This window comes from Streptomyces sp. NPDC054975 (assembly GCF_053609105.1).
Map to the genome: position 1 here is coordinate 65,766 of NZ_JBSGWV010000027.1, position 24,272 is coordinate 90,037.

Sequence of the window (24,272 nt, forward strand, 5' to 3'; positions counted from 1 at the left end):
AGCCGTAGCCCATGCCGCTCACACCATCCCGGAACCCCTCCCCACGCGCGCGGTGGCTGCGCTCCGCCGTCCTGGTCGCCGCATCGGCCGGACTCGTCGCCGCCGCCCTCCCCGCGCCCACGCCGCTCGGCATCGGGGACCCGCTCTTCCCCCACCTCGGCAACCCGGGCTACGACGTCCTCGCGTACGACATCGACCTCACCTATCCGGGCAGGAACACCGAACCGCTCGCCGCAGTGACCCGCATCGAGGCGCTGGCCACCGCCGACCTGGAGCGGATCAACCTGGACTTCACGCACGGGACGGTCGCCTCCGTCACCGTCGACGGAGAGCCGGCGACCTTCGAGACCAGCGGCGAAGACCTCGTGATCACGCCCGGCAGCACGACCGAGAGCGGCGACGCGCTGACCATCGCCGTGACCCACACCAGCGACCCCGGCGGGCCAGCCGACGCGGGCGGCTGGGTGCGCACCGGCGACGGACTCGCCATGGCCAACCAGGCCGACGCAGCCCACCGGGTCTTCCCCTCCAACGACCACCCCGCCGACAAGGCGTACTTCACCTTCCGGATCACCGCGCCGAACGCCCTGACGGCCGTCGCCAACGGCCTTCCGGCGGGCCGGACCACCGACGGGACCAGCACCACCTGGACCTATCGCACGGCCCACCCCATGGCCACCGAGCTGGCCCAGGTCTCCATCGGCCGCACCACCGTCGTCCACCGGACCGGGCCGCACGGCCTGCCCCTGAGGGACGTGGTCCGCACCGCCGACCGCGACCTCCTGGAGCCCTGGCTCAAACGCACCCCCGGCCACGTCGAGTGGATGGAGCGCCAGGTCGGCCCCTACCCCTTCGAGACGTACGGACTGCTGATCGCCGACGCCGAGACCGGCTTCGAGCTGGAGACCCAGACCCTCTCGCTCTTCGAGAGAAGACTGTTCACCGACCCCGACTTCCCCGAGTGGTACGTCGACTCGGTGATGGTCCACGAGCTCGCGCACCACTGGTTCGGCAACAGCGTCTCGCCCCGCACCTGGTCCGACCTGTGGCTCAGCGAGGGACACGCGAGCTGGTACGAGGCCCTGTACGCGGAGGAGACCGCCGGGAAGTCCCTGGAGCGGCGCATGAAGGCCGCGTACGCCGCCTCGGACGCCTGGCGCGCGGACGGCGGCCCGCCGGCCGCCCCCGAGCCCCCCACGCCAGGCCAGAAGATCAGCCTCTTCCGTCCCGTCGTCTACGACGGGAGCGCCCTGGTCCTCTACGCGCTGCGCGAGGAGATCGGCAAGGAGGCCTTCCAGAAGCTGCAGCGCCGGTGGGTGAGCGAGCACCGGGACGCCACCGCCTCCACCGCCGACTTCACCGCCCTCGCCTCCGAGGTCGCGGGGCGTGACCTTTCGTCCTTCTTCGCCGGCTGGCTGTACGCCGAGAAGACCCCGCCGATGCCCGGGCACCCGGACTGGCGCTCCGGCCCGAAACCGGGATGACGGGCCCGGGCCGACCGTGTCACCATCGTCAGGTCGACGACGCGGCCGGCCCGGGAATCTTTTCCCGGCGTCACGCGTTGTGATCGACGCAACCACTTTCCATCGACGTAAGGATCAAATGACCTCCTCTTCATCTTCTTCCCAGGACGAGCAGAGCTTCGCGGATTCGCGCCGCACCGAGAGCCTTCGGGCCGATGCCCTGATGGAAGAGGACGTCGCCTGGAGCCACGAGATCGACGGAGAGCGGGACGGCGATCAGTTCGACCGCTCCGAGCGCGCGGCTCTGCGGCGCGTGGCGGGCCTCTCCACCGAGCTCGAGGACGTCACCGAGGTCGAGTACCGGCAGCTGCGCCTGGAGCGCGTCGTGCTGGTCGGCGTATGGACCTCGGGGACCGTGCAGGACGCGGAGAACTCCCTCGCGGAGCTCGCGGCCCTCGCCGAGACGGCGGGAGCCCTGGTGCTCGACGGCGTGATCCAGCGCCGTGACAAGCCGGACCCGGCCACCTTCATCGGCTCGGGCAAGGCACGCGAGCTGCGGGACATCGTGCTCGAGACCGGCGCCGACACCGTCGTCTGTGACGGCGAGCTCAGCCCCGGTCAGCTCATCGCCCTCGAAGACGTCGTCAAGGTGAAGGTGGTCGACCGGACCGCCCTGATCCTCGACATCTTCGCCCAGCACGCCAAGTCCCGAGAGGGCAAGGCGCAGGTCGCGCTCGCGCAGATGCAGTACATGCTGCCGCGGCTGCGAGGCTGGGGTCAGTCGCTCTCCCGTCAGATGGGTGGCGGCGGCGGTGGCGGCATGGCCACCCGTGGTCCCGGTGAGACCAAGATCGAGACCGACCGGCGTCGGATTCGCGAGAAGATGGCGAAGATGCGCCGGGAGATCGCGGAGATGAAGACCGGCCGCGACATCAAGCGGCAGGAGCGGCGCCGTCACAAGGTTCCGTCCGTCGCCATCGCCGGCTACACCAACGCGGGCAAGTCCTCGCTGCTCAACCGGCTGACCGGCGCGGGTGTGCTGGTGGAGAACGCGCTGTTCGCCACCCTCGACCCGACCGTGCGCCGGGCCGAGACGCCCGGTGGCCGGGTGTACACCCTGGCCGACACCGTCGGGTTCGTACGGCACCTGCCGCACCACCTGGTCGAGGCGTTCCGCTCCACGATGGAGGAGGTCGGCGACTCCGACCTCATCCTGCACGTGGTGGACGGCTCGCACCCGGCTCCGGAGGAGCAGCTCGCCGCCGTGCGCGAGGTGTTCCGGGACGTCGGCGCGGTGAACGTGCCGGAGATCGTCGTCGTCAACAAGGCGGACGCGGCCGACCCGCTCGTCCTCCAGCGACTGATGCGCGCCGAGCGGCACTCCATCGCGGTCTCCGCCCGTACGGGCGAAGGCATCGAGGAGCTGCTCGCGCTCATCGATGCCGAGCTGCCGCGCCCGCAGGTCGAGATCGAGGCCCTCGTGCCGTACACGGAAGGCGGTCTCGTCTCCCGGGTGCACGCCGAGGGTGAGCTGCTCTCCGAGGAGCACACGCCGGAGGGCACACTGCTCAAGGCGCGGGTGCACGAAGAGCTCGCGGCGTTCCTCACGCCGTTCGTCCCGGCCGCGCACTGACACCGGTTCGCCCCGCGAGCCGACAGGGAAGGCCCCGCCCCTCATCGAGGGGCGGGGCCTTCCGCGTGTCTGCCGTCCGTCACATCCGTACGGTGATCAGCGGGCGAACTTCTTGCTCACCATCTCGTGCGCGTCCTTCGCGCCCTTGCCCAGCTGCGGTCCCGCAAGCCAGCCGTTGCCGCCGGCCGGGCCGATCGACGTGTTCGACACCAGCGCCGGCTTGCCGTTCGGCATGGTCCGGATCCAGCCGCCGCCCGACGAGCCACCGGTCATCGTGCAGCCGATGCGGTACATGGTGGGCGTCGCGGGCGCCGTGGTCAGCCGGGTGGGCCGGTCGACGCACTTGTGCATGATCAGACCGTTGTACGGCGCCGCCGCCGGGTAGCCCCAGGCGCCCATGTATCCCGCCCGGTTGTGCGCCGGGACCGAGAAGTCGATCGGCAGGGCGACGCCGACGGTCTCCTCCAGGGACTTCTTGCCCTGCTGCGGCTTCACGTGGAGCACGGCGTAGTCGTACGGCCAGGCCGCGTTCGTGCCGCCGCGGTTGATCCACTCGCCCGAGGTCACGGCCCAGTCGGCCCAGTACTGACCGTACGGAGCGACCTCGTGCGGCTTGGCGTTGCGCAGCGCGGCCGGGGACTTGCCGAGGTCGTTGTAGGCGGGGACGAAGGTGATGTTCCGGTACCAGCCGCCCCGCTGACCCGCGTGGACGCAGTGGCCGGCGGTCCACACCATGTTGGACTTCCCGGGGCGGCGCGGGTCCTTCACGACCGTGCCGGAGCAGACCATGCTGCCCTGCGGCGAGTCGAAGAAGATCTTGCCGACCGGCGCCGCGTTGCGGTGGTACGGGGTCTTCTCCCGCTGCGCCTGGACGGGACGCGGCGTGGGGTCGGTGCCCCCGGAGCCCGCCGTGGTCGTCATCGTCTGGTCCGGGCTCTTCGCGGTCTGCATGCGCTCGGCGTCCCAGAGCCCCTCGATCACGGGGTTGACGAAGTCCTCGGCCTCACGGAGCCAGGTGTCCTTGTTCCAGTTCTTCCACTCGCCGTCCTTCCACTTGTCCACGTCGACGCCGCGCTTCTTCAGCTTGTCGGCGATGTCCTGGGGAAGTGCGGGATCCTCGGCGCCTCCCGTCGCGGAGGCGGAGGCGCTGGACCCGGCGGCGGGCTTGTCGGCCGCCGGCGTCTCGGTCGGACCGCAGGCGGTGGCCGTCAGCGCGAGCGCCGAGACCAGGCCGACGGTGGCTGGAAGCATTCGTATGGAGCGCATGTGTGGGGATCCCCCTGATGATGTGCGGTGCGGTGCGCGGTGAACGGTCCGCGCGGGCACCCGGTGTGATGTCGTGGGAAGGGGCGGGACCCCGCTGGGCCCCGCCCCGGAAAGCTGCCGCCTAGCGGCCGGCGTACTTCTTGCTGACCTCGTCGTAGATGCCCTTGGCCTCCGCGCCCAGCCGCGGACCGGCAAGCCAGCCGGCCGTCACCGGGCCGATCGAGGTGTTGGACACCAGCGCCGGCTTGCCGTCCCGGCCGGCGGCCACCCAGCCGCCACCGGAGGAACCACCGGTCATCGTGCAGCCGATGCGGTACATCGTCGGCTGGTCCGACTTGACCGACAGGCGGCCCGGCTTGTCCTGGCACTGGTACATCTTCTGGCCGTCGAACGGCGGCCCCGCCGGGTAGCCGATCGCCTTCATGTTCGCGATCTTCGCCACCGTCGGGGCGTTGAACTCGACCGGCAGAGCCGAACCGACCGTCTCCTCCAGCGACTTGCTCGTGCCGCCCTTCTCCGGCGTCACGTGGATCACCGCGAAGTCGTACGGAGCGCCCTGGCCACCGGTCGACGCGCCCTCCGAGATCCACTGCTCGGAGGTCTGCGCCCAGTCGCCCCACCACACGCCGTACGGAGCGACCTGCTCACGCGTCGCGTTCTGCAACTGCGCGGTCGGCAGGGCCTTGTCGTTGTACGAGGGCACGAAGGCGATGTTGCGGTACCAGCCGCCCTTCTTGCCCGCGTGGACGCAGTGGCCGGCCGTCCAGACCATGTTGGACTTGCCGGGGTTGGCCGGGTCCTTCACGACGGTGGCCGAGCAGACCATCGAACCCTCGGGACCGTCGAAGAACACCTTGCCGGCCTCAGGGGCGTTGGAGTGGTACGGCGCGGGCACACCCTTCGCGCGGACCGGCGCGGGCGTCGGGTCGGTGACCCCCTTGTCGCCCTGCAGGTCCTCCTCCTCGACCGGCTTGTCGGGGCGCTGGGCGTCACGCATCCGGTCCGGGTCCCAGAGGTCCTCGATGATCGGATTGACGTAGTCCTTGGCCTCACGCAGCCACTTGTCGCGGTCCCAGTTCTTCCACTCGCCGTTCCGCCACTTGTCCAGGTCGATCCCGTGCTCCTTGAGCCGGTCCTTCAGATCGTCCGGAATCGTGATCTTGTCGGCGCCGGACGAGGTCGTGGGCGCGGCAGGCTTGTCGCCCGCGTTCTCCTCGCTCGGGCCGCAGGCCGTCGCCGTCAGCGTCAGCGCCGCGACGGCTGCGGCCGCGGCCAGCAGCGGACGAATCGATCGCATCTCGTGATCCCCCTGGGACTACGTCAACTTGTGCATGAGTGAACTGTGGTGGCGCCGTCGCCGACGCCGAAAGTGCGGCCCCCACTATGCCGGTGCCGGAGGGGACGGTACGCGGCAGGTCCACGGTTCCGCCCGCGCACGGGCGTTGCCAGGTCGTGATCCCCGCCACGTCAAGGATCTTGGGATTCTCCCGTGATCCTTGGCATCTCGCGTCGTTGGTACGTACGGGGGACACAGAGGGAGCGTTCAGGGCGACCGTTCGCGGTGTGCAGCAACGTACCGATGTGCAACGCAACTGTTACAGCGGGAGGACACCGAGCCGTGGCCGTGACCGAACCAGCTCCGGCCGTACCGCCGGCCGCGCCGACGCACCAGGGGGAGCGGAGGGCCGGCGAGGGAGCCGCTCTCGAAGGCATCCTGCGCCGCCAGTCGTTGCGCGAGTCCGCCGCGCGCACCTACGCGCGCTCGCTGCCGATCGTCCCGGTCCGGGCCAGAGGCCTGACCATCGAGGGCGCGGACGGCCGGCGTTACCTGGACTGCCTGTCCGGCGCCGGGACCCTGGCGCTCGGGCACAACCATCCGGTGGTCCTCGAAGCCATCAAGAAGGTGCTCGACTCGGGAGCCCCCCTCCATGTCCTCGACCTCGCGACCCCGGTGAAGGACGCCTTCACCACCGAGCTGTTCGCGACGCTGCCCGCCGGACTCGCCGACAACGCGCGCATCCAGTTCTGCGGACCGGCCGGGACGGACGCGGTCGAGGCCGCCCTGAAGCTGGTCCGCACGGCCACCGGCCGCCGCGGGCTCCTCAGCTTCACCGGCGCCTACCACGGCATGACGGCCGGCGCCCTGGACGCCTCCGGTGGCGCGACGGACGTACGGGTCGCCCGGCTGCCCTACCCGCAGAACTACCGCTGCCCCTTCGGCGTCGGCGGCGCACGCGGCGCCGAACTGGCCGCGCGCTGGACGGAGAACCTCCTCGACGACCCCAAGAGCGGGGTGACGACGCCCGCCGCGATGATCCTCGAACCGGTCCAGGGTGAGGGCGGCGTCATCCCCGCCCCCGACGACTGGATGCGGCGCATGCGGGAGATCACCGCGGCCCGGTCCATCCCGCTCATCGCCGACGAGGTGCAGACGGGCGTCGGCCGCACCGGCGCCTTCTGGGCCGTCGAGCACAGCGGTGTCGTGCCCGACGTGATGGTCCTCTCCAAGGCCATCGGCGGCTCCCTCCCGCTCGCGGTCGTCGTCTACCGCGCCGAGCTCGACGCCTGGGAGCCCGGCGCCCACGCCGGCACCTTCCGGGGCAACCAACTCGCCATGGCCGCCGGAGCCGCCACCCTCGCGTACGTACGGGAGAACCGGCTCGCCGACCGCGCGGCCACCCTCGGCGCCCGGATGCTCGGCCGCCTGCAGGGCCTGGCCGCCGTCCACCCCTGCATCGGCGACGTGCGCGGCCGGGGGCTCATGATCGGCGTCGAACTCGTGGATCCGGACAGAGCCGACGCCACCGCCCCCGTACCCCCGGTCGATCAGGCGCTGGCCGTGGCCGTCCAGCAGGAATGCCTGGACCGAGGACTCATCGTCGAACTCGGCGGCCGGCATTCCGGCGTCGTCCGGCTCCTGCCCCCGCTCACCCTCACCGACGAGCAGGCCGAGGCCGTCCTCGACCGCTTCGCCGGCGCCCTGGCCGCCGCCGAACGTGCCCACCGCCCGCGTCCGGCACGCGCCACCTGAACACCACCGGACCGACCCGGCCGACCGGACCGTCCCACTGATCCCGGACCGCCCCCCGGACACCCTTACAAGGAAGCCCCCGTGAACGTCAGCCCCGCCTCCGAAGCGTCCGACAGCGCCGCACGTGGCCCGCTCACCGTCGAGCAGGCCACCGTCCCGCGCCAGCACTCCGGTCCGCGTGACACGCAGCCCACGCCCGCGCGGACGGTCGCGGGTGGCCCCGCCACCCGGCAGGACCACCTCGACGACCCCGATCCGCAGCGCGCCGCCGACGGGGCGACCATCGAGAACCTGCTCCGCTGCTGGGTACGGGAGAAGAACCTGCCCGCCCCCGGCTCGAACACCCTGCGCGTCCCGCTCGAAGCCAGCGGCACCGCCCTTCTCGTCCCCGTCCTCTACTGGTCGCCCACGGGATGGCACCGCTTCGGCGCCCCCGTCCTCGAAGGCCTCCACCCCGCCGCCCCACCGCTCGACGCGGTCACCGTCGCAGCCCTGATCAGCCGCGAGACCGGTCGCCCCGAAGGCACCGAACTCGTCGGCCGGGTCGCCGACTCGGCCCGTCGCACCACCGACTTCATCACCGACCGGCGCCGCCGCCCGAACCCCGGCCCCGAGGCGGACCTGTTCCTCACCGCCGAGCAGTCCCTGCTCCTCGGCCACCCGCTCCACCCGACCCCCAAGAGCCGCGAAGGACTCTCCGACGCCGAGGCCCGGCTCTACTCGCCCGAGCTGTACGGCTCCTTCCCGCTCCACTGGATGGCGGTCGACCGCTCGGTCCTCGCCTCCGACTCCGCCTGGACGGAACAGGGCCGCCCGGTCAGCGCAGCCCAGCTCGCCACCGGCCTCGCCGACGGGCTCGAACTGCCTGCCGGCACCGTCCCGTTGCCGCTGCACCCCTGGCAGGCCCGCGAGCTGACCCACCGCCCCGCCGTCGCCTCCCTGCTGGCCTCCGGCCTCCTCCACGACCTCGGTCCCTACGGCGCCCCCTGGTACCCCACCTCCTCCGTGCGCACGGTGCACCGGCCCGGCGCCCGCACGATGCTCAAGCTCTCCCTCGGCGTCCGCATCACCAACTCCCGCCGGGAGAACCTCCGCAAGGAGCTCCACCGCGGAGTCGAGGTCCACCGCCTTCTGCGCACGGGCCTCGTCGACCAGTGGCAGGCCGCCCATCCCGGGTTCGACATCGTCCGCGACCCCGCCTGGCTCGCCGTCAACACCCCGGACGGAGCACCAGTCCCCGGCCTCGACGTCGTGATCCGGCACAACCCCTTCGCCGCCGCGGACGACGCCGTCTGCATCGCCGCCCTCACCGCGCCCCGTCCCTGGCCCGGCACGCAGCGGATGCGCTCCCGGCTCGCCGACGTCGTCACCCGGCTCGCCGCCCGCACCGGCCGTCCGACGGCCGCCGTCGCCGCCGAGTGGTTCCTGCGCTACCTCGACCAGGTCGTCCGCCCCGTCCTCTGGCTGGACGGCGTGGCCGGAGTCGCCCTGGAGGCCCACCAGCAGAACACCCTGGTGCTCCTCGACCCGCACGGCTGGCCGATCGGCGGCCGCTACCGCGACAATCAGGGCTACTACTTCCGTGAGTCCCGCCGCGACGAGCTGGAGACCCGCCTCCCCGGCATCGGCGCCACCAGCGACACCTTCGTCTCCGACCAGGTCACCGACGAACGCTTCGCCTACTACCTCGGCATCAACAACGTCCTCGGACTGATCGGCGCCTTCGGCGCCCAGCACCTCGCCGACGAACGCGTCCTGCTCGCCGGATTCCGCCAGTTCCTCACCTCCGCCACCGGCCTCGGCTCGCCGCTGCCGCACCGGCTCCTGGAGGCCGCCACGCTGCGCTGCAAGGCCAACCTGCTCACCCGTCTGCACGGCCTCGACGAACTCGTCGGTCCCGTCGACACCCAGTCCGTCTACGTCACCATCACCAACCCCCTCCGTTCCTGACGCCCCCACCCCGACCGCACGGCCCGAACAGCGCGGCCGTCCGACCGAACCGCCGAGAGGAGAGCCCCACCGTGCCTCCCACCGATGCGCGACCCGCCACCGACACAGGCGGCGACGACACCCTGGACCTGCACCTCTCGGACGAACTCGTCACGCTGATCGCGTCCGGCGAGGGCCCCGCGAGCCTGGACGGCGACCTGCTCGACGCCGTCGCCTCGTGGGGCCCGGTCACCACCCCCGTCGGCTCGTTCCGCCTCGTCCCCGTCCGCCTCGACCGCGACCTGGACCTCATCACCCGGTGGATGAACGACCCGGCCGTGGCGGCCTTCTGGGAACTCGCCGGCTCCGAGAGCGTCACGGCCGCCCACATCCGCGCCCAACTCGACGGCGACGGACGCAGCGTGCCCTGCCTGGGAGTCCTCGACTCCATCCCCATGAGCTACTTCGAGATCTACCGCGCCGACCTCGACCCCCTCGCCCGGCACTATCCGGCCCGCCCGCACGACACCGGCATCCACCTCCTCCTCGGCGGCGTCGCCGACCGAGGCCGTGGAGTCGGCAGCGCGCTGCTCCGCGCCGTCGCCGATCTCGCGCTGGACCACCGTCCCCGGTGCACCCGCGTCGTCGCCGAACCCGACCTGCGCAACACCCCTTCCATCTCCGCCTTCTTGAGCGCCGGCTTCCGCCTCTCCGCGGAAGTCGACCTTCCTGACAAGCGAGCCGCCCTCATGGTCCGCGACCGCGCCCTTCGTCACGTCCTGTGAACGCCTCATGCCTTGCATCCACCGCTCGACCCACAGCGGTTCCCACTCCGAGGAGTCCTTGTGCCGACGTCCCCTGCCACCCATGACTCCGTACTGCTCGCACCGCCCGAGCTGACCCCCGAGGCCTGGAACCGGGCTGCCGCCCGCCTGCTCACCAAGACCATCGCCGAGTTCGCGTACGAAGAGATCGTCGAGCCCCTCCCAGCGGCCGACACCGCCCCCGAAACCCCCGACGGCAGCGGCCCCGGCCCTCGCCCGTACGTCCTGCTCCTCGACGACGGTGCGGCCCTCACCTTCACGGCACGCCGAGGCGCCTACGGAAGCTGGCGCCTCACCCCCGACTCGCTGGCGCTCGACGGGCGCCCGCTGACCGACCCCCTCGACTTCCTGGTCCGCGCGCGCCGCCTCCTCCACCTCGACGGCGCCACCCTCGGCCATCTGATCCGCGAGCTCACCACCACCCTCGCCGCCGACGCCCGCCTCGATCAGGAAGCCCTCACCGCCGACCGGCTCGCCGACCTCGGGTACGCCGAACTCGAAGGCCACCAGACCGGCCACCCCTGGCTCGTCCTCAACAAGGGCCGGATCGGTTTCTCCGCCACCGACGCCGCGCGCTGGGCCCCCGAGGCCCGCCGCCCCGCGCACCTCCCCTGGATTGCCGTCAGCACCGACCTCGCCGCCTATCGCGGAGTCCCCGGCCTCGACACCCCCGACCGGCTCTACGACCGCGAACTCGACACCGACGTCCGCGAGACCTACCGCGCCACGCTGCGCGCCCGCGGCCTCGATCCCGACCGGTACCTGCTCCTGCCCGTCCACCCCTGGCAGTGGGACGAGATCATCCTGCCGCTCTACGCCCCGGCGGTCGCGGCCGGCGCGATCGTCCCGCTGCCCGCCGACGGAGACCTGCGCGTTCCGCAGCAGTCCGTCCGAACCTTCCTCAACACGAGCAGGCCCGACCGGCACACCCTCAAGCTGCCGCTGTCCGTCCTCAACACCCTCGTCTGGCGCGGCCTCCCCACGGAGCGGACCCTCGCCGCCCCCGCCGTCACCGCCTGGGTCCACGGGCTCCGTGACGCAGACCCCTTCCTGCGCGACGAGTGCGGGGTGATCCTGCTCGGCGAGGTCGCCTCGGTCACCGTCGAACACCCCCTCTACGACCGGCTCCCCGAGGTCCCGTACCAGTACAAGGAACTCCTCGGCGCGATCTGGCGCGAACCGCTCAGGCTCCCGCCCGGTGAACGGGCCCGGACCCTGGCCTCCCTGCTGCACACGGACCCGCACGGCCGCGCCTTCGTCGCCGAACTGGTCGAACGCTCCGGGCTCGCCCCCAGGGCCTGGCTCCAGCGGCTCTTCGCCGCCCTGCTCCCTCCGCTGCTGCACTTCCTCTACCAGTACGGCACGGTCTTCTCCCCGCACGGCGAGAACGCCATCGTCGTCTACGACGACAGTGACGTCCCCGTACGCCTGGCGATCAAGGACTTCGTCGACGACGTCAACATCAGCGCCCGCCCGCTGCCCGAGCACGACGCCATGCCGGACGACGTCCGGGCCGTCCTGCTCACCGAAGAGCCCGACTTCCTCACCCAGTTCATCCATTCAGGGCTGTTCGTCGGTGTCTTCCGCTACCTGGCACCGCTCTGCGAGGAGCAACTCGCCGTGCCGGAGGGCGACTTCTGGGCGCTCGTACGGGCCGAGATCCTGCGCCATCAGGCTCGCTTCCCGGAGCTGAAGGAACGGTTCGAGCTCTTCGATCTTCTTGTCCCGCGGATCGAGCGGCTCTGTCTCAACCGGAACCGTCTGCACCTGGACGGCTACCGCGACCGCCCCCAGCGGCCGCACGCCGCCGTCCACGGAACGGTGCCGAATCCGCTCGCGTGACGTGACTGTCGGTGCCGCGCCGTAGGGTGGACGCGCTATGACGAAGCCATCCCTCCCCGACCTCCTGCACGCCGCCGTCACCGCCGTCGGCGGGGTGGAGCGGCCCGGCCAGGTCACCATGGCCGAGGCTGTTGCCGAGGCCATCGACGACACCTCCCACCTGCTGGTCCAGGCCGGCACCGGCACCGGAAAGTCCCTCGGCTATCTGGTGCCGGCGCTGGCGCACGGCGAGCGCGTGGTGATCGCCACGGCCACCCTCGCGCTCCAGCGCCAGCTGGTCGAGCGTGACCTTCCGCGCACGGTCGAGGCGCTGCACCCGCAGCTGCGCCGCCGTCCGGAGTTCGCGATGCTCAAGGGGCGGTCGAACTACCTGTGCCTTCACCGCCTCCACGAGGGCGTGCCCCAGGACGAGGAGGAAGGCCTCTTCGACCCCTTCGAGGCGGCCGCGCCCACCAGCAAGCTGGGGCAGGACCTGCTGAGGCTTCGCGACTGGTCGGACGAGACGGAGACGGGCGACCGGGACGACCTGACACCCGGCGTCTCCGACCGCGCCTGGGCCCAGGTGTCCGTCTCCTCGCGCGAGTGCCTGGGCGCGACCAAGTGCGCGTACGGCGCCGAGTGCTTCGCCGAGGCGGCCCGGGAGCGGGCCAAGCTGGCGGAGGTCGTCGTCACCAACCACGCCCTGCTCGCCATCGACGCGATCGAGGGCGCCCCCGTGCTGCCGCAGCACGAGGTGCTGATCGTGGACGAGGCCCATGAGCTGGTCTCCCGGGTCACCGGGGTGGCGACCGGCGAGCTCACCCCCGGGCAGGTCAACCGTGCCGTCCGCCGGGCGTCCAAGCTGGTCGACGAGAAGGTCGCCGACCAGCTCCAGACGGCGGCGGAGGGCTTCGAGCGGCTGATGGAGCTGGCCCTGCCCGGCCGGCTGGAGGAGATCCCCGAGGACCTCGGCTACGCACTGATGGCCCTGCGGGACGCCTCGCGCGCGGTGATCTCGGCGCTCGGCACCGCCCGGGACAAGTCCGTCCAGGACGAGGACGCCGTCCGCAAGCAGGCCCTCGCCTCCGTGGAGAGCGTCCACGCCGTCGCCGAGCGCATCACCCAGGGCTCGGAGTGGGACGTCGTCTGGTACGAACGCCACGACCGCTTCGGCGCCTCCCTGAGGGTCGCCCCGCTCTCCGTGTCGGGGCTGCTGCGCGAGAAGCTCTTCGCGGACCGCTCCGTGGTCCTCACCTCGGCGACCCTGAAGCTGGGCGGCGACTTCAACGGAGTGGGAGCCTCCTTGGGGCTGGCTCCCGAGGGCACCAAGGGCGACGACATCCCGGAGTGGAAGGGCATCGACGTCGGCTCGCCGTTCGACTATCCCAAGCAGGGGATTCTCTACGTCGCCAAGCACCTGGCCCGCCCCGCGCGGGACGGCGACCGTACGGACATGCTCGACGAGTTGACGGAGCTGATGCAGGCGGCGGGCGGCCGGACGCTCGGCCTCTTCTCCTCGATGCGCGCCGCCCAGCTCGCCGCCGAGGAGCTCCGCACCCGGATCCCGGAGTACCCGATCCTCCTCCAGGGCGAGGACACCCTCGGCGAGCTGATCAAGAACTTCTCCGCCGACCCGCAGACCTGCCTCTTCGGCACGCTCTCCCTGTGGCAGGGAGTGGACGTTCCCGGGGCCAGCTGCCAGCTGGTCGTCATGGACAAGATCCCCTTCCCGCGCCCCGACGACCCGCTGATGAGCGCCCGCCAGAAGGCGGTGGAGGACGCGGGCGGCAACGGCTTCATGGCCGTGGCCGCCACGCACGCGGCCCTGCTGATGGCCCAGGGCGCCGGACGGCTCGTGCGCGCCACCGGAGACCGAGGTGTGGTCGCCGTACTCGATCCGCGGCTTGCCACGGCCCGGTACGGCAGCTATCTGAAGGCTTCGCTGCCCGACTTCTGGTACACGACGGACCGTAATCAGGTGAGGAAGTCGCTGGCGGCGATCGACGCGGCTTCCAAGGCCGCGGGCGCCTGAGGGGCCGAGACAGGGACCGGGTCCTGCCGTGGCACGGCAGGACCCGGGAGGGGACAGAGCAGGGCCCCGGGACCGGCGCAGTGGGTCCCGGGGCCCGGTCAGAGCCGGCCAGGTGGTGTCACACCCGCCGCAGCACCGCCACGACCTTGCCGAGGATGGTGGCCTCGTCACCGGGGATCGGCTGGTACGCCGCGTTGTGCGGCAGCAGCCAGACGTGGCCGTCCTCGCGCTTGAAGCGCTTGACCGTGGCCTCGCCGTCGAGCATGGCGGCGACGATGTCCCCGTTCTCCGCGACCGGCTGGCGACGGACGGTGACCCAGTCACCGTCGCAGATCGCGGCCTCGATCATCGAGTCGCCGACGACCTTCAGGACGAAGAGCTCGCCGTCACCCACCAGCTGGCGGGGGAGCGGGAAGACGTCCTCGACCGACTCCTCGGCGAGGATCGGTCCACCCGCGGCGATCCGACCGACCAGGGGCACGTACGACGCGGCCGGCTTGCCGGTGGTGTCCGTCGGCTGGGTGCTCGGCTGGTCGGAGCCGCGCACCTCGTACGCCCGGGGGCGGTGCGGGTCACGGCGCAGGAAGCCCTTGCGCTCGAGCGCCATCAGCTGGTGCGCGACGGAGGAGGTGCTGGAGAGGCCCACCGCCTGACCGATCTCGCGCATCGACGGCGGGTACCCGCGCCGCTGGACCGAGTCCCGGATGACCTCGATGACCCTGCGCTGCCGGTCGGTCAGGCCCGAGCTGTCGGCCCTGATGCCTGGAGGTCGTCCGGGCAACGAGCGCGCAGGTCGGCCTGGCTCCCCGTCCCCGGTCATGGCTGCGTCATTCATGGCATGCACCGGCTCGAGTCGGCCCTGGGAGCGGTCCTGGGCAGTGATGGTGGCACTGTCTGCGGTGGTGGTCACGTCGGCGGCCCCTCTCGAATGGTCTCCCTGGCTGGCACAACGGTAGTGGCTTTCGAAAGGTTGCGCCAAACACACGTTCGAGTGAAAAAACGCAGATTGCCTTACATGTGTGCGCGGCTGGGTGTATATGCGGGCCCGGGCGCCAGTGCCAATTCGGTCATTACGGTACCGTCGGCGGCGGGCCGCTCGTGGGCGGGGGGTGCCGTTCCAGTCTCGCACCCGGCGGGCCCGAATCGGCGGAGCCGCGCGCTTCACGTACCCTCGTGGCCGGTCGCGCATCAGGGGACCACGCGACACGCGCGAAGTGCCGGAAAACGGGCTCAACCCCAGATCTAGTGGTTGGATTGCATCAACCACCTACAAGTTGTGGTCCCCGGTCTTTCGGGGGTACCCGCATCGCCTATGCTGGTGGTCGCTTCGAGGGCCTTGACGGGCCCGGTGGGGCTTTTCAGTCGTGCCGTGAGGGAGGGTCGGAACCATGCATTGCCCCTTCTGCAGGCACCCCGACAGCCGTGTCGTCGACAGTCGCACCACCGACGACGGGACGTCGATCCGACGCCGCCGCCAGTGCCCCGACTGCTCCCGTCGTTTCACGACGGTCGAGACGTGCTCGCTCATGGTGGTGAAGCGGTCGGGCGTGACGGAACCCTTCAGTCGCACCAAGGTCATCTCCGGCGTGCGCAAGGCGTGCCAGGGGCGGCCCGTGACCGAGGACGCCCTCGCCAAGCTCGGCCAGCGGGTCGAGGAGGCGGTGCGCGCCACCGGCAGCGCCGAGCTGACCACCCACGACGTGGGTCTGGCCATTCTCGGCCCCTTGCAGGAACTCGACCTCGTCGCGTACCTGCGCTTCGCATCCGTTTACAAGGCTTTCGAAAGCCTCGACGACTTCGAGGCCGCCGTCGCGGAACTCCGCGAGGGACGGCCAACCGCAGAGGGCGGCGGAACCGGAGCGACCCCAGAGGTCCCCGTTCCCGCCACCGCCGCCGACTGACCGGCGGGCCGGACCGAGGGTCCGGTCGTGGCCGGCCGCGTCGCGGCGGAAAAGACGTGTCACGGGCGTTCCGAGTGGCGCTCGCGACAACAGACAAGAAGACAGTGCCCTGGGATTATCTGGGCACTTAAGGGTGTTTTGCCCGTATATGGGAGGCGGCATGACAGAGACGGCGAGCGGTCCGGCACGAGGTTCCCGCGCCAAGGGGGCCAAGGGCAGCAAGGGCCTGCGTATCGAGCGCATCCACACGACTCCTGGCGTGCATCCGTACGACGAGGTGGTCTGGGAGCGCCGTGACGTCGTCATGACCAACTGGCGCGACGGCTCGGTCAACTTCGAGCAGCGTGGCGTCGAGTTCCCCGACTTCTGGTCGGTGAACGCGGTCAACATCGTCACCAGCAAGTACTTCCGCGGGGCCGTCGGCACCCCGCAGCGCGAGACCGGTCTCAAGCAGCTCATCGACCGGATCGTGAAGACCTACACGAAGGCCGGCGAGGAGTACGGCTACTTCGCCTCGCCCGCCGACGCCGAGATCTTCGAGCACGAGCTGGCCTACGCCCTCCTGCACCAGATCTTCAGCTTCAACTCCCCGGTGTGGTTCAACGTCGGCACGCCCCAGCCCCAGCAGGTCTCCGCCTGCTTCATCCTGTCCGTCGACGACTCCATGGAGTCGATCCTCGACTGGTACAAGGAAGAGGGCATGATCTTCAAGGGCGGCTCCGGCGCCGGCCTGAACCTCTCCCGCATCCGCTCCTCCAAGGAGCTGCTCTCCTCCGGCGGCAACGCCTCCGGCCCGGTCTCCTTCATGCGCGGCGCCGACGCGTCCGCGGGAACGATCAAGTCGGGTGGCGCCACGCGCCGCGCGGCCAAGATGGTCATCCTCGACGTCGACCACCCCGACATCGAGGACTTCATCGAGACCAAGGTGAAGGAGGAGGAGAAGATCCGCGCCCTGCGCGACGCGGGCTTCGACATGGACCTGGGCGGCGACGACATCACGTCCGTCCAGTACCAGAACGCCAACAACTCGGTCCGCGTGAACGACGAGTTCATGAAGGCCGTCGAGAACGGCGACAAGTTCGGCCTGCGCGCCCGTATGACCGGTGAGGTCATCGAGGAGGTCGACGCCAAGTCGCTGTTCCGCAAGATGGCCGAGGCCGCCTGGGCCTGCGCCGACCCGGGCATCCAGTACGACGACACCATCAACCGCTGGCACACCTGCCCCGAGTCCGGCCGGATCAACGGCTCGAACCCGTGCAGCGAGTACATGCACCTGGACAACACGTCCTGCAACCTCGCCTCGCTGAACCTGATGAAGTTCCTCAAGGACGACGGCAAGGGCAACCAGTCGTTCGACGTCGAGCGCTTCGCCAAGGTCGTCGAGCTGGTCATCACGGCGATGGACATCTCCATCTGCTTCGCCGACTTCCCCACCCAGAAGATCGGCGAGAACACCCGCGCCTTCCGTCAGCTGGGCATCGGCTACGCCAACCTCGGCGCTCTGCTCATGGCCACCGGCCACGCGTACGACTCCGACGGCGGCCGCGCCCTGGCCGGTGCCATCACTTCGCTGATGACCGGCACCTCGTACAAGCGCTCCGCCGAGCTCGCCGCGGTCGTCGGCCCGTACGACGGCTACGCCCGTAACGCCGAGCCGCACCAGCGGGTCATGAAGCAGCACGCCGACGCCAACACCGCGGCCGTCCGCATGGACGACCTCGACTCGCCGATCTGGGCCGCCGCCACGGAGGCCTGGCAGGACGTGGTCCGCCTCGGCGCCAAGAACGGCTTCCGCAACGCGCAGGCCTCGGTCATCGCGCCGACCGGCACCATCGGTCTCGCGATGTCCTGCGACACCACCGGCCTCGAGCCCGACCTCGCCCTGGTCAAGTTCAAGAAGCTGGTCGGCGGCGGCTCGATGCAGATCGTGAACGGCACCGTCCCGCAGGCCCTGCGCCGCCTGGGCTACCAGGAGGAGCAGATCGAGGCGATCGTCGCCCACATCGCCGAGCACGGCAATGTGATCGACGCCCCCGGCCTGAAGACCGAGCACTACGAGGTCTTCGACTGCGCCATGGGCGAGCGTTCCATCTCCGCGATGGGCCACGTCCGCATGATGGCCGCCATCCAGCCCTGGATCTCCGGCGCCCTCTCCAAGACCGTGAACCTGCCGGAGACGGCCACGGTCGAGGACGTCGAGGAGGTCTACTTCGAGGCCTGGAAGATGGGCGTCAAGGCGCTCGCCATCTACCGCGACAACTGCAAGGTCGGCCAGCCCCTCTCCGCCAAGAAGAAGGAGCAGGAGAAGGCCGAGGTCACCGCGAAGTCCGAGGCGACGATCCGCGAGGCCGTCGAGAAGGTCGTCGAGTACCGCCCGGTCCGCAAGCGTCTGCCCAAGGGCCGCCCGGGGATCACCACCTCCTTCACCGTGGGTGGCGCCGAGGGCTACATGACCGCCAACTCCTACCCGGACGACGGTCTCGGTGAGGTCTTCCTGAAGATGTCGAAGCAGGGTTCGACCCTCGCCGGCATGATGGACGCCTTCTCCATCGCCGTCTCCGTCGGTCTGCAGTACGGCGTCCCCCTGGAGACGTACGTCTCGAAGTTCACCAACATGCGCTTCGAGCCGGCCGGCATGACGGACGACCCGGACGTGCGGATGGCGCAGTCGATCGTCGACTACATCTTCCGCCGCCTGGCGCTGGACTTCCTGCCCTTCGAGACCCGCTCCGCGCTCGGCATCCACTCGGCCGAGGAGCGCCAGCGTCACCTGGAGACGGGCTCGTACGAGCCCACCGACGACGAGATGGACGTCGAGGGCCTGGCGCAGTCCGCCCCGCGCCAGACGGAGACCCTGAAGGCCGTCTCGACCCCGCCGAAGGCGGAGGTCCCGGCCCCGAAGCAGGCGCACACCTCGGCGGAGCTCGTCGAGATGCAGCTGGGCATCAGCGCGGACGCCCCGCTCTGCTTCTCCTGCGGTACGAAGATGCAGCGGGCCGGCTCCTGCTACATCTGCGAGGGCTGCGGCTCCACCAGCGGCTGCAGCTGAGCCGCCGGCTGATCGGTGAGTGAGAAGGGGACCGGCCTCGGGCCGGTCCCCTTTCCTCGTGCTCGCCCTCTTCGCGCCCGCTACGGGCCCCTCGTGCCCGGTCTCCCGGCGGTCCGGGTCAGGCGGGCCGCGCGCCCATCAGCGTGGCGAAGGTCTGCGGGTCCGTGTCGAATCCGCGGCGGATGGAACGGCAGGACCAGCCCTCCGATCCGTCGCGGGTGAACTCCACGACGGTCGCCGCCGTGGCTCCGGCGACGTCCTCGAAGCCGTGGACGACGAGGTCGGTGTAGCCCTCGCGCACCCGCACGCCGGTGTTGACGACGTCGCCGAACGTCAGCCTTCCGGAACCCTGCTGTATGGCCACTCCCACCACCACGCGCGCGTAGAGCGGGGCGAGCCGGTTCAGTTCCAGGATCATGGCCTCGTCGTAGCCGAAGCCCTGGCCCGTACGGCTGTCCCGGCTGAGTGTGATCGTGCCGTCGGGGGAGCGGCTGTCGAAGTGCACCAGGTAGGCGGGCGCACCGTACGGATCGTCCGCCGTGTAGACCCCGGCGATGATGTCCAGATCGTGCGCCGAGGCGCCGATCGGACTCGGGTCCCACTTGAGCGTCACCTCGACCTTGCCGACCCCCTTGTTGAGTCCGCTCACCGTGAATCCCCTCTCTGCGTACGACTGGTACCGCGGGCCCGGTCAAGTGCCCATGGTCTGCGACCGGTTGTTCATGGTGTCATGCGCACTCGGTGCGAGAACGGGGTGGCGGAGGGTGAATGCCCCGTACGATGGCGCCGTGCTGGTCAAGTGGATTCGCTGCACCGTGGTGGACCGTCGGGGGTTCGAGCGGGGGCAGCGGAAATGGGCGGGGTTGCTGGGTGAGCCGGGATTCCGGGGCCAGGGCGGAGGGTGGAGCCGGGCACGGCCGGATGTCGCCCATGTCTTCTCGTTCTGGGAGAGCCGCGCGTTCTACGACTCGTTCATGGCGCGCTCGCACGACCGGCTCGCGACCACGCAGTCGGGCTCGTTCAAGGATCTTCAGGTCAAGCTCTTCGACCACCGTTTCGACGTCAAGACGGGCTTCGAGCCCAGGTTCACGGACGCCGACGTGGCGCGGGTGGCGCACTGCCGCGTCCACGAGGACCGGGTCGAACACTTCGCGCTGATGCAGGAGAAGGTGTGGAACCCGGCGATGGCCGGTTCGCCCGGGATGCTGCGCGGGGTGTTCGGGGAGGCGCCGGGGAACGAGTTCGTGGTGCTCTCGATGTGGCGGTCCGCGGCGGAGCACGGCAAGTACCGCGTGGAGCGTGTCGAACGGCTCGGCCTGCGGGCTCAGACGGAGGCCGACGTGGCGGCGCTGAGCGGGGACGTGGTGCAGCTCGAGCCGTCCTGGACGGTCTGATCACCCAGCTCGGGACCCGCACCGCCGTCACCGGCCGGCGGAGGGACGAACGCCCCCGCCGCGACCGCGACCGGCGTCTCCCGGGCCGGCCGGTCGGCCGGTCCACCGGCCGCATACGCCGGATGGACGCCGGACGCCTCCCCGGCTGAGCCCGGCCGAAGCGGGGGATCTAGGGTCGTGGCATGGCACGACCGCGGCGCATCGTCCTCGTACGGCACGGAGAATCCGAAGGCAATGCCGACGACACGGTGTACGAACGAGAGCCCGACCACGCGCTCAGGCTCACCGAGACCGGTCTGCGGCAGGCACGGCAGACAGGGGAGAAACTGCGGGAGCTGTTCGGGGAGGAGCAGGTCAGCGTCTACGTCTCTCCGTACCGCCGCACGCACGAGACGTTCCGGGAGTTCCGGCTCGACCCCAGGCATGTCCGGGTGCGGGAGGAGCCACGGCTCAGGGAGCAGGACTGGGGAAACTGGCAGGACAGGGAGGACGTACGCCTGCAGAAGGCGTACCGGGACGCGTACGGGCACTTCTTCTACCGCTTCGCGCAGGGCGAGTCCGGGGCCGATGTGTACGACCGGGTCGGGGCGTTCCTGGAGAGCCTGTACCGCAGCTTCGAGGCCCCGGACCACCCGCCGAACGTCCTGCTGGTGACCCACGGGCTGACGATGCGGCTGTTCTGCATGCGGTGGTTCCACTGGACCGTCGCCGAGTTCGAATCGCTCTCCAACCCGGGCAACGGCGAGACGCGGGAGCTGCTGCTCGGCAAGGACGGCCGCTACCGCCTGGACCGGCCGTTCGAGCGCTGGAAGACCCCCGAACCGTACGGCTACACCGGATAGAGTGGGGGAGCGATGACCGCTGACTCCTCTCTCGACCGGCGCTTCGAACGCGCCCTGGCCAGCCTCCGAGGGCTGTCCGTGGGAGACGCCTTGGGCTCCCAGTTCTTCGTCCCTGTCAACTATCCGCTGCTCAAGCGACGCGAGCTGCCTCCGGGCCCCTGGCAGTGGACCGACGACACCGAGATGGCCGGCTCGGTCCTGGCCGTGCTCGTACGGCACGGTCGGATCGACCAGGACGCGCTCGCCCGTTCGTTCGCCGAGCACCACGACTTCGACCGGGGCTACGGGCCCGCGGTCAACCGGATGCTCCGGCTCATCAGGGAGGGTGGCGACTGGCGTGAGCTCGCGGCCGCGCTCTTCAACGGGCAGGGCTCCTGGGGCAACGGCGCCGCGATGCGGATCGCCCCGCTCGGCGCCTGGTACGCGGACGACCCGGAGCAGGCGACCCACCAGGCGGAGATCTCCGCGTACACCACGCACCAGCACCGCGAGGCCGTCGTCGGCGCCATGGCCGTGGCGGCCGCGGCCGCGCTCGCCGCGGATCCGGCGGGTCCGCCGACACCCACGGACCTGCTGGACGGAGTGATCGCCCTCGTACCGCGCAGCGCCGTCGGCGCGGGGCTGCGCCGGGCCCGCGACATGCTCGACTACGGCGACGCCGGAACGGTCGCGGCGGTGCTGGGCAGTGGGCGACGCACCAGCGCCCACGACACCGTGCCGTTCGCGCTCTGGTCGGCGGCCCGGGCCCTCGGCGACTTCGAGCAGGTGTTCTGGACGACCGCCCAGGTCGGGGGAGACGTGGACACCACCTGCGCGATCGCGGGCGGTGTCGTGGCCTCCGGCACGGCCGGTGCCCCGCCCGCCGCGTGGTTGGAGCGGACGGAGGAGCTGCCGGACTGGCTGCCGGCCGCCGTCCGTCCCTGATCCGGCCCGTCGCCGTACCCAGGGAACGGGTCGTCGGTGTCACGGTCCTGCCACAGCGTCGTGCGGCCGGGCCCGAACGGCGGTACCGCCGTTAGAGTCGGCCACTCCGCAGCGCTGATCATGCCGAGAGCGCGCCGACGCGACACCCGGACCGCAGCCCTCCGCCGCCATGGCGCCGAGTGCGGGCCGGGTCGGGAGGGGGTCCCGTGTCCGACATACCGTCCGATCCACCACCGCAGGACAGAACTCAGCCGGCCGGCGAGCCCACCGCGGCCGCGCCGAAGCCCGAGCCCACCGCCGGACCGAAGCCCGAGCCCGCCGCGGCCGCGCCGAAGCCCGAGCCCGCCGCCGGGCCGAAGCCCGAGCCCAAGGCTGCCGCCTCCGTGGGTACGCGGCCGGGCGGCGCCGTACCGCCTGGTCCGGTAACGCCTCGGGCGGTACCGCCCGGCGCCGTACCGCCCGGCGCCGTACCGCCCGGTCCCGTACCGCCCGGGCCGTATCAGCCGCCGCAGCAGCGGGCCGTGGCGGCCGGTGGGTGGCCGGGTGGGCGGCCGCCGTATCCCTGGGCGCCGCCCACGCCGCCCGGCGACTCCTGGCTCACCCGACTGCGCCCCGCCGCACCGGCCCGGGTCACCGCTCCGACGCTCGGGGCCGTCCTGGCCACCGCCCTGCTGTGCGCCCTGGTCCTCGACGAAGGGCTCGGGCTCAACCTGATGATCGTGGCCGCGCCCGCGGTCCTCGCCGCCGCCTTCGCCGCGCGGGCCGCCGGCCGCCGGCTCCGCCCCTGGACACTGACCTGGGCCGTCGGAGGCCTCGCCCTCCTCGCCGTACCGGCGCTGCGGGACGCCGGATGGCCGACCTTCCTCGCCGTCGTCACCGCGCTCGGCGTGACCGCCCTCGCCCTGCACGGTGGCCGGGGCTGGCCGAGCGTTCTCCTCGCGCCCCTAGGACTGTTCGACTCCCTCGGCTCCGGCACCGCCTGGGTCTGGCGCGGCGTACGCGACCGGGCCGACAGCTCCCGCGGCCGGTGGGGTCCAGTCGTGCGGACCATCGGGGCGGCCCTCGCCCTGCTCGTCGTCTTCGGGGCCCTGTTCGCCGGTGCCGACGCCGCCTTCGCCGACCTGCTCGGCTCCCTGATGCCCGACATCTCGCTGGAGCAGGCGCCCTGGCGGCTCTCGCTCTTCCTGCTCGGTCTCTTCGGCGCCATCGCCCTCGCCCGGACCGCCGCCGCGCCCCTGCGCTGGGACCGGATGGCGATCCGCCCCGGCCGGGCCCGCGCGCGACTGGAGTGGGCCCTTCCGCTCATCGTGCTCAACGTACTCTTCGCGGCGTTCAACGCGGTCCAACTCGCCGTTCTCTTCGGCGGGTACGACAAGGTCCTCAGCGAGACCGACCTGACCTACGCCGAGTACGCCCGCCAGGGCTTCTGGCAGCTGCTGACGGCCACCCTGCTCACCCTCGTGGTGATCGGCCTCGCCCTGCGCTGGGCGCCGCGTGCGGACGCCCGCGACCGCACGCTGGTCCGCGCTGTCCTCGGCACCCTGTGCGTGCTCACGCTCGTCGTGGTCGCCTCCGCGCTGCGCAGGATGGACCTGTACGTGGACGCGTACGGGCTCACGCGGCTGCGCATCTCGGTGGCCGCCATGGAGATGTGGCTGGGTCTTGTCATCCTGTTGATCATGGCCGCGGGGGTCTTCGGCGCACGCCTGCTGCCGCGCGCCGTGGCGGTCAGCGCCGCCGCGGGCGTACTCGCCTTCGGCCTCGCCTCGCCCGACGCCCTCGTCGCCGAACGCAACGTCGAGCGGTACAGCAGCTCGGACAGTATCGACCTTCCCTACCTCGCCGGGCTCTCGGCCGACGCCGTACCCGCCCTCGACCGGCTGCCCGAGCCCCAGCGCTCCTGTGCCCTCCTCGGCATCGAAGCCCGCCTGCGCGAGGACGACCGAAGCTGGTACGCCACCAGTTGGTCGGAGGCGCGGGCGCGCACGCTCCTGTCGGAGCGGGGCATCGACCGTAGCCCGGCCGGGTGCGGAGCGGGCAGCAGAGGAGAGGACGACCCCTACGGGAGCGGCGATCCATACGACGACCCGTATGCGGATCCGTACGACACCCCCTGACATCCGGAGGTCACCGCGCACCCCGGTGCCTTCCCGCTCGCGAGCC

17 protein-coding genes are annotated in these 24,272 nt (G+C 71.3%); 13 read left to right on the forward strand and 4 right to left on the reverse strand.

Going from position 1 to position 24,272, the window contains the following annotated elements; translation table 11 throughout:
- Positions 1–11 precede the first annotated feature (11 nt).
- Both ACWF79_RS22830 and hflX read left to right on the forward strand, forming a co-directional pair.
- Positions 12–1,484, forward strand: coding sequence for a M1 family metallopeptidase (locus ACWF79_RS22830; RefSeq protein WP_453729973.1), 1,473 nt, complete (start codon positions 12–14; stop codon positions 1,482–1,484).
- 118 nt (positions 1,485–1,602) lie between these two features.
- Positions 1,603–3,096: a GTPase HflX gene (gene hflX / locus ACWF79_RS22835; protein WP_453729974.1), complete on the forward strand. Its 1,494-nt coding sequence runs from the start codon at positions 1,603–1,605 to the stop codon at positions 3,094–3,096.
- A gap of 96 nt (positions 3,097–3,192) precedes the next feature.
- Here the strand turns inward: hflX and ACWF79_RS22840 are convergent, their stop codons facing one another.
- Both ACWF79_RS22840 and ACWF79_RS22845 read right to left on the reverse strand, forming a co-directional pair.
- Entirely contained in the window at positions 3,193–4,362 is a 1,170-nt protein-coding gene (locus ACWF79_RS22840) for a trypsin-like serine peptidase (RefSeq protein WP_453729975.1), read from the reverse strand.
- Between the two features lie 121 nt (positions 4,363–4,483).
- Complete coding sequence (locus tag ACWF79_RS22845) at positions 4,484–5,659, reverse strand: trypsin-like serine peptidase (RefSeq protein WP_453729976.1); 1,176 nt, start codon at positions 5,657–5,659, stop codon at positions 4,484–4,486.
- Between the two features lie 321 nt (positions 5,660–5,980).
- Here ACWF79_RS22845 and ACWF79_RS22850 point away from each other — a divergent pair, with 321 nt between their 5' ends.
- From ACWF79_RS22850 to ACWF79_RS22870, 5 genes are all read left to right on the forward strand, one after another.
- Positions 5,981–7,393, forward strand: coding sequence for a diaminobutyrate--2-oxoglutarate transaminase family protein (locus tag ACWF79_RS22850; RefSeq protein WP_453729977.1), 1,413 nt, complete (start codon positions 5,981–5,983; stop codon positions 7,391–7,393).
- 81 nt (positions 7,394–7,474) lie between these two features.
- The gene (locus tag ACWF79_RS22855; RefSeq protein WP_453729978.1) at positions 7,475–9,343 is read left to right on the forward strand and encodes an IucA/IucC family protein; all 1,869 of its coding nucleotides are present in this window, start codon (positions 7,475–7,477) and stop codon (positions 9,341–9,343) included.
- Positions 9,344–9,414: 71 nt separating this feature from the next.
- Positions 9,415–10,107 (forward strand): GNAT family N-acetyltransferase, encoded by a 693-nt coding sequence (locus ACWF79_RS22860; RefSeq protein WP_453729979.1) that lies wholly within the window; start codon positions 9,415–9,417, stop codon positions 10,105–10,107.
- Between the two features lie 60 nt (positions 10,108–10,167).
- Positions 10,168–11,988: an IucA/IucC family protein gene (locus tag ACWF79_RS22865; RefSeq protein ID WP_453729980.1), complete on the forward strand. Its 1,821-nt coding sequence runs from the start codon at positions 10,168–10,170 to the stop codon at positions 11,986–11,988.
- Between the two features lie 37 nt (positions 11,989–12,025).
- Entirely contained in the window at positions 12,026–13,999 is a 1,974-nt protein-coding gene (locus ACWF79_RS22870; RefSeq protein WP_453729981.1) for an ATP-dependent DNA helicase, read from the forward strand.
- Between the two features lie 118 nt (positions 14,000–14,117).
- On the opposite strand, the gene lexA is transcribed toward ACWF79_RS22870, so the two are convergent.
- Positions 14,118–14,909: a transcriptional repressor LexA gene (gene lexA, locus ACWF79_RS22875; protein WP_453729982.1), complete on the reverse strand. Its 792-nt coding sequence runs from the start codon at positions 14,907–14,909 to the stop codon at positions 14,118–14,120.
- 478 nt (positions 14,910–15,387) lie between these two features.
- Between lexA and nrdR the strand changes: the two genes are divergently transcribed.
- On the forward strand, positions 15,388–15,900 hold the full coding sequence (nrdR, locus tag ACWF79_RS22880) for a transcriptional regulator NrdR (protein ID WP_453729983.1): 513 nt from the start codon (positions 15,388–15,390) through the stop codon (positions 15,898–15,900).
- Positions 15,901–16,060: 160 nt separating this feature from the next.
- Positions 16,061–18,949: a vitamin B12-dependent ribonucleotide reductase gene (locus ACWF79_RS22885; protein WP_453729984.1), complete on the forward strand. Its 2,889-nt coding sequence runs from the start codon at positions 16,061–16,063 to the stop codon at positions 18,947–18,949.
- 118 nt (positions 18,950–19,067) lie between these two features.
- Here ACWF79_RS22885 and ACWF79_RS22890 read toward each other — a convergent pair whose 3' ends face one another.
- Positions 19,068–19,598 carry a TerD family protein gene (locus tag ACWF79_RS22890; protein WP_453729985.1) on the reverse strand — a complete coding sequence of 177 codons (531 nt, stop codon included), beginning with the start codon at positions 19,596–19,598 and terminating at the stop codon, positions 19,068–19,070.
- A gap of 139 nt (positions 19,599–19,737) precedes the next feature.
- Between ACWF79_RS22890 and ACWF79_RS22895 the strand changes: the two genes are divergently transcribed.
- The 4 genes from ACWF79_RS22895 (at position 19,738) to ACWF79_RS22910 (ending at position 24,226) form a co-directional block, all read left to right on the forward strand.
- Complete coding sequence (locus ACWF79_RS22895) at positions 19,738–20,343, forward strand: YdbC family protein (RefSeq protein ID WP_453729986.1); 606 nt, start codon at positions 19,738–19,740, stop codon at positions 20,341–20,343.
- Between the two features lie 182 nt (positions 20,344–20,525).
- Positions 20,526–21,185: a histidine phosphatase family protein gene (locus ACWF79_RS22900; protein ID WP_453729987.1), complete on the forward strand. Its 660-nt coding sequence runs from the start codon at positions 20,526–20,528 to the stop codon at positions 21,183–21,185.
- Between the two features lie 12 nt (positions 21,186–21,197).
- On the forward strand, positions 21,198–22,109 hold the full coding sequence (locus ACWF79_RS22905) for an ADP-ribosylglycohydrolase family protein (protein WP_453729988.1): 912 nt from the start codon (positions 21,198–21,200) through the stop codon (positions 22,107–22,109).
- Positions 22,110–22,315: 206 nt separating this feature from the next.
- Positions 22,316–24,226, forward strand: coding sequence for a DUF4153 domain-containing protein (locus ACWF79_RS22910; protein ID WP_453729989.1), 1,911 nt, complete (start codon positions 22,316–22,318; stop codon positions 24,224–24,226).
- Positions 24,227–24,272: the final 46 nt, after the last annotated feature.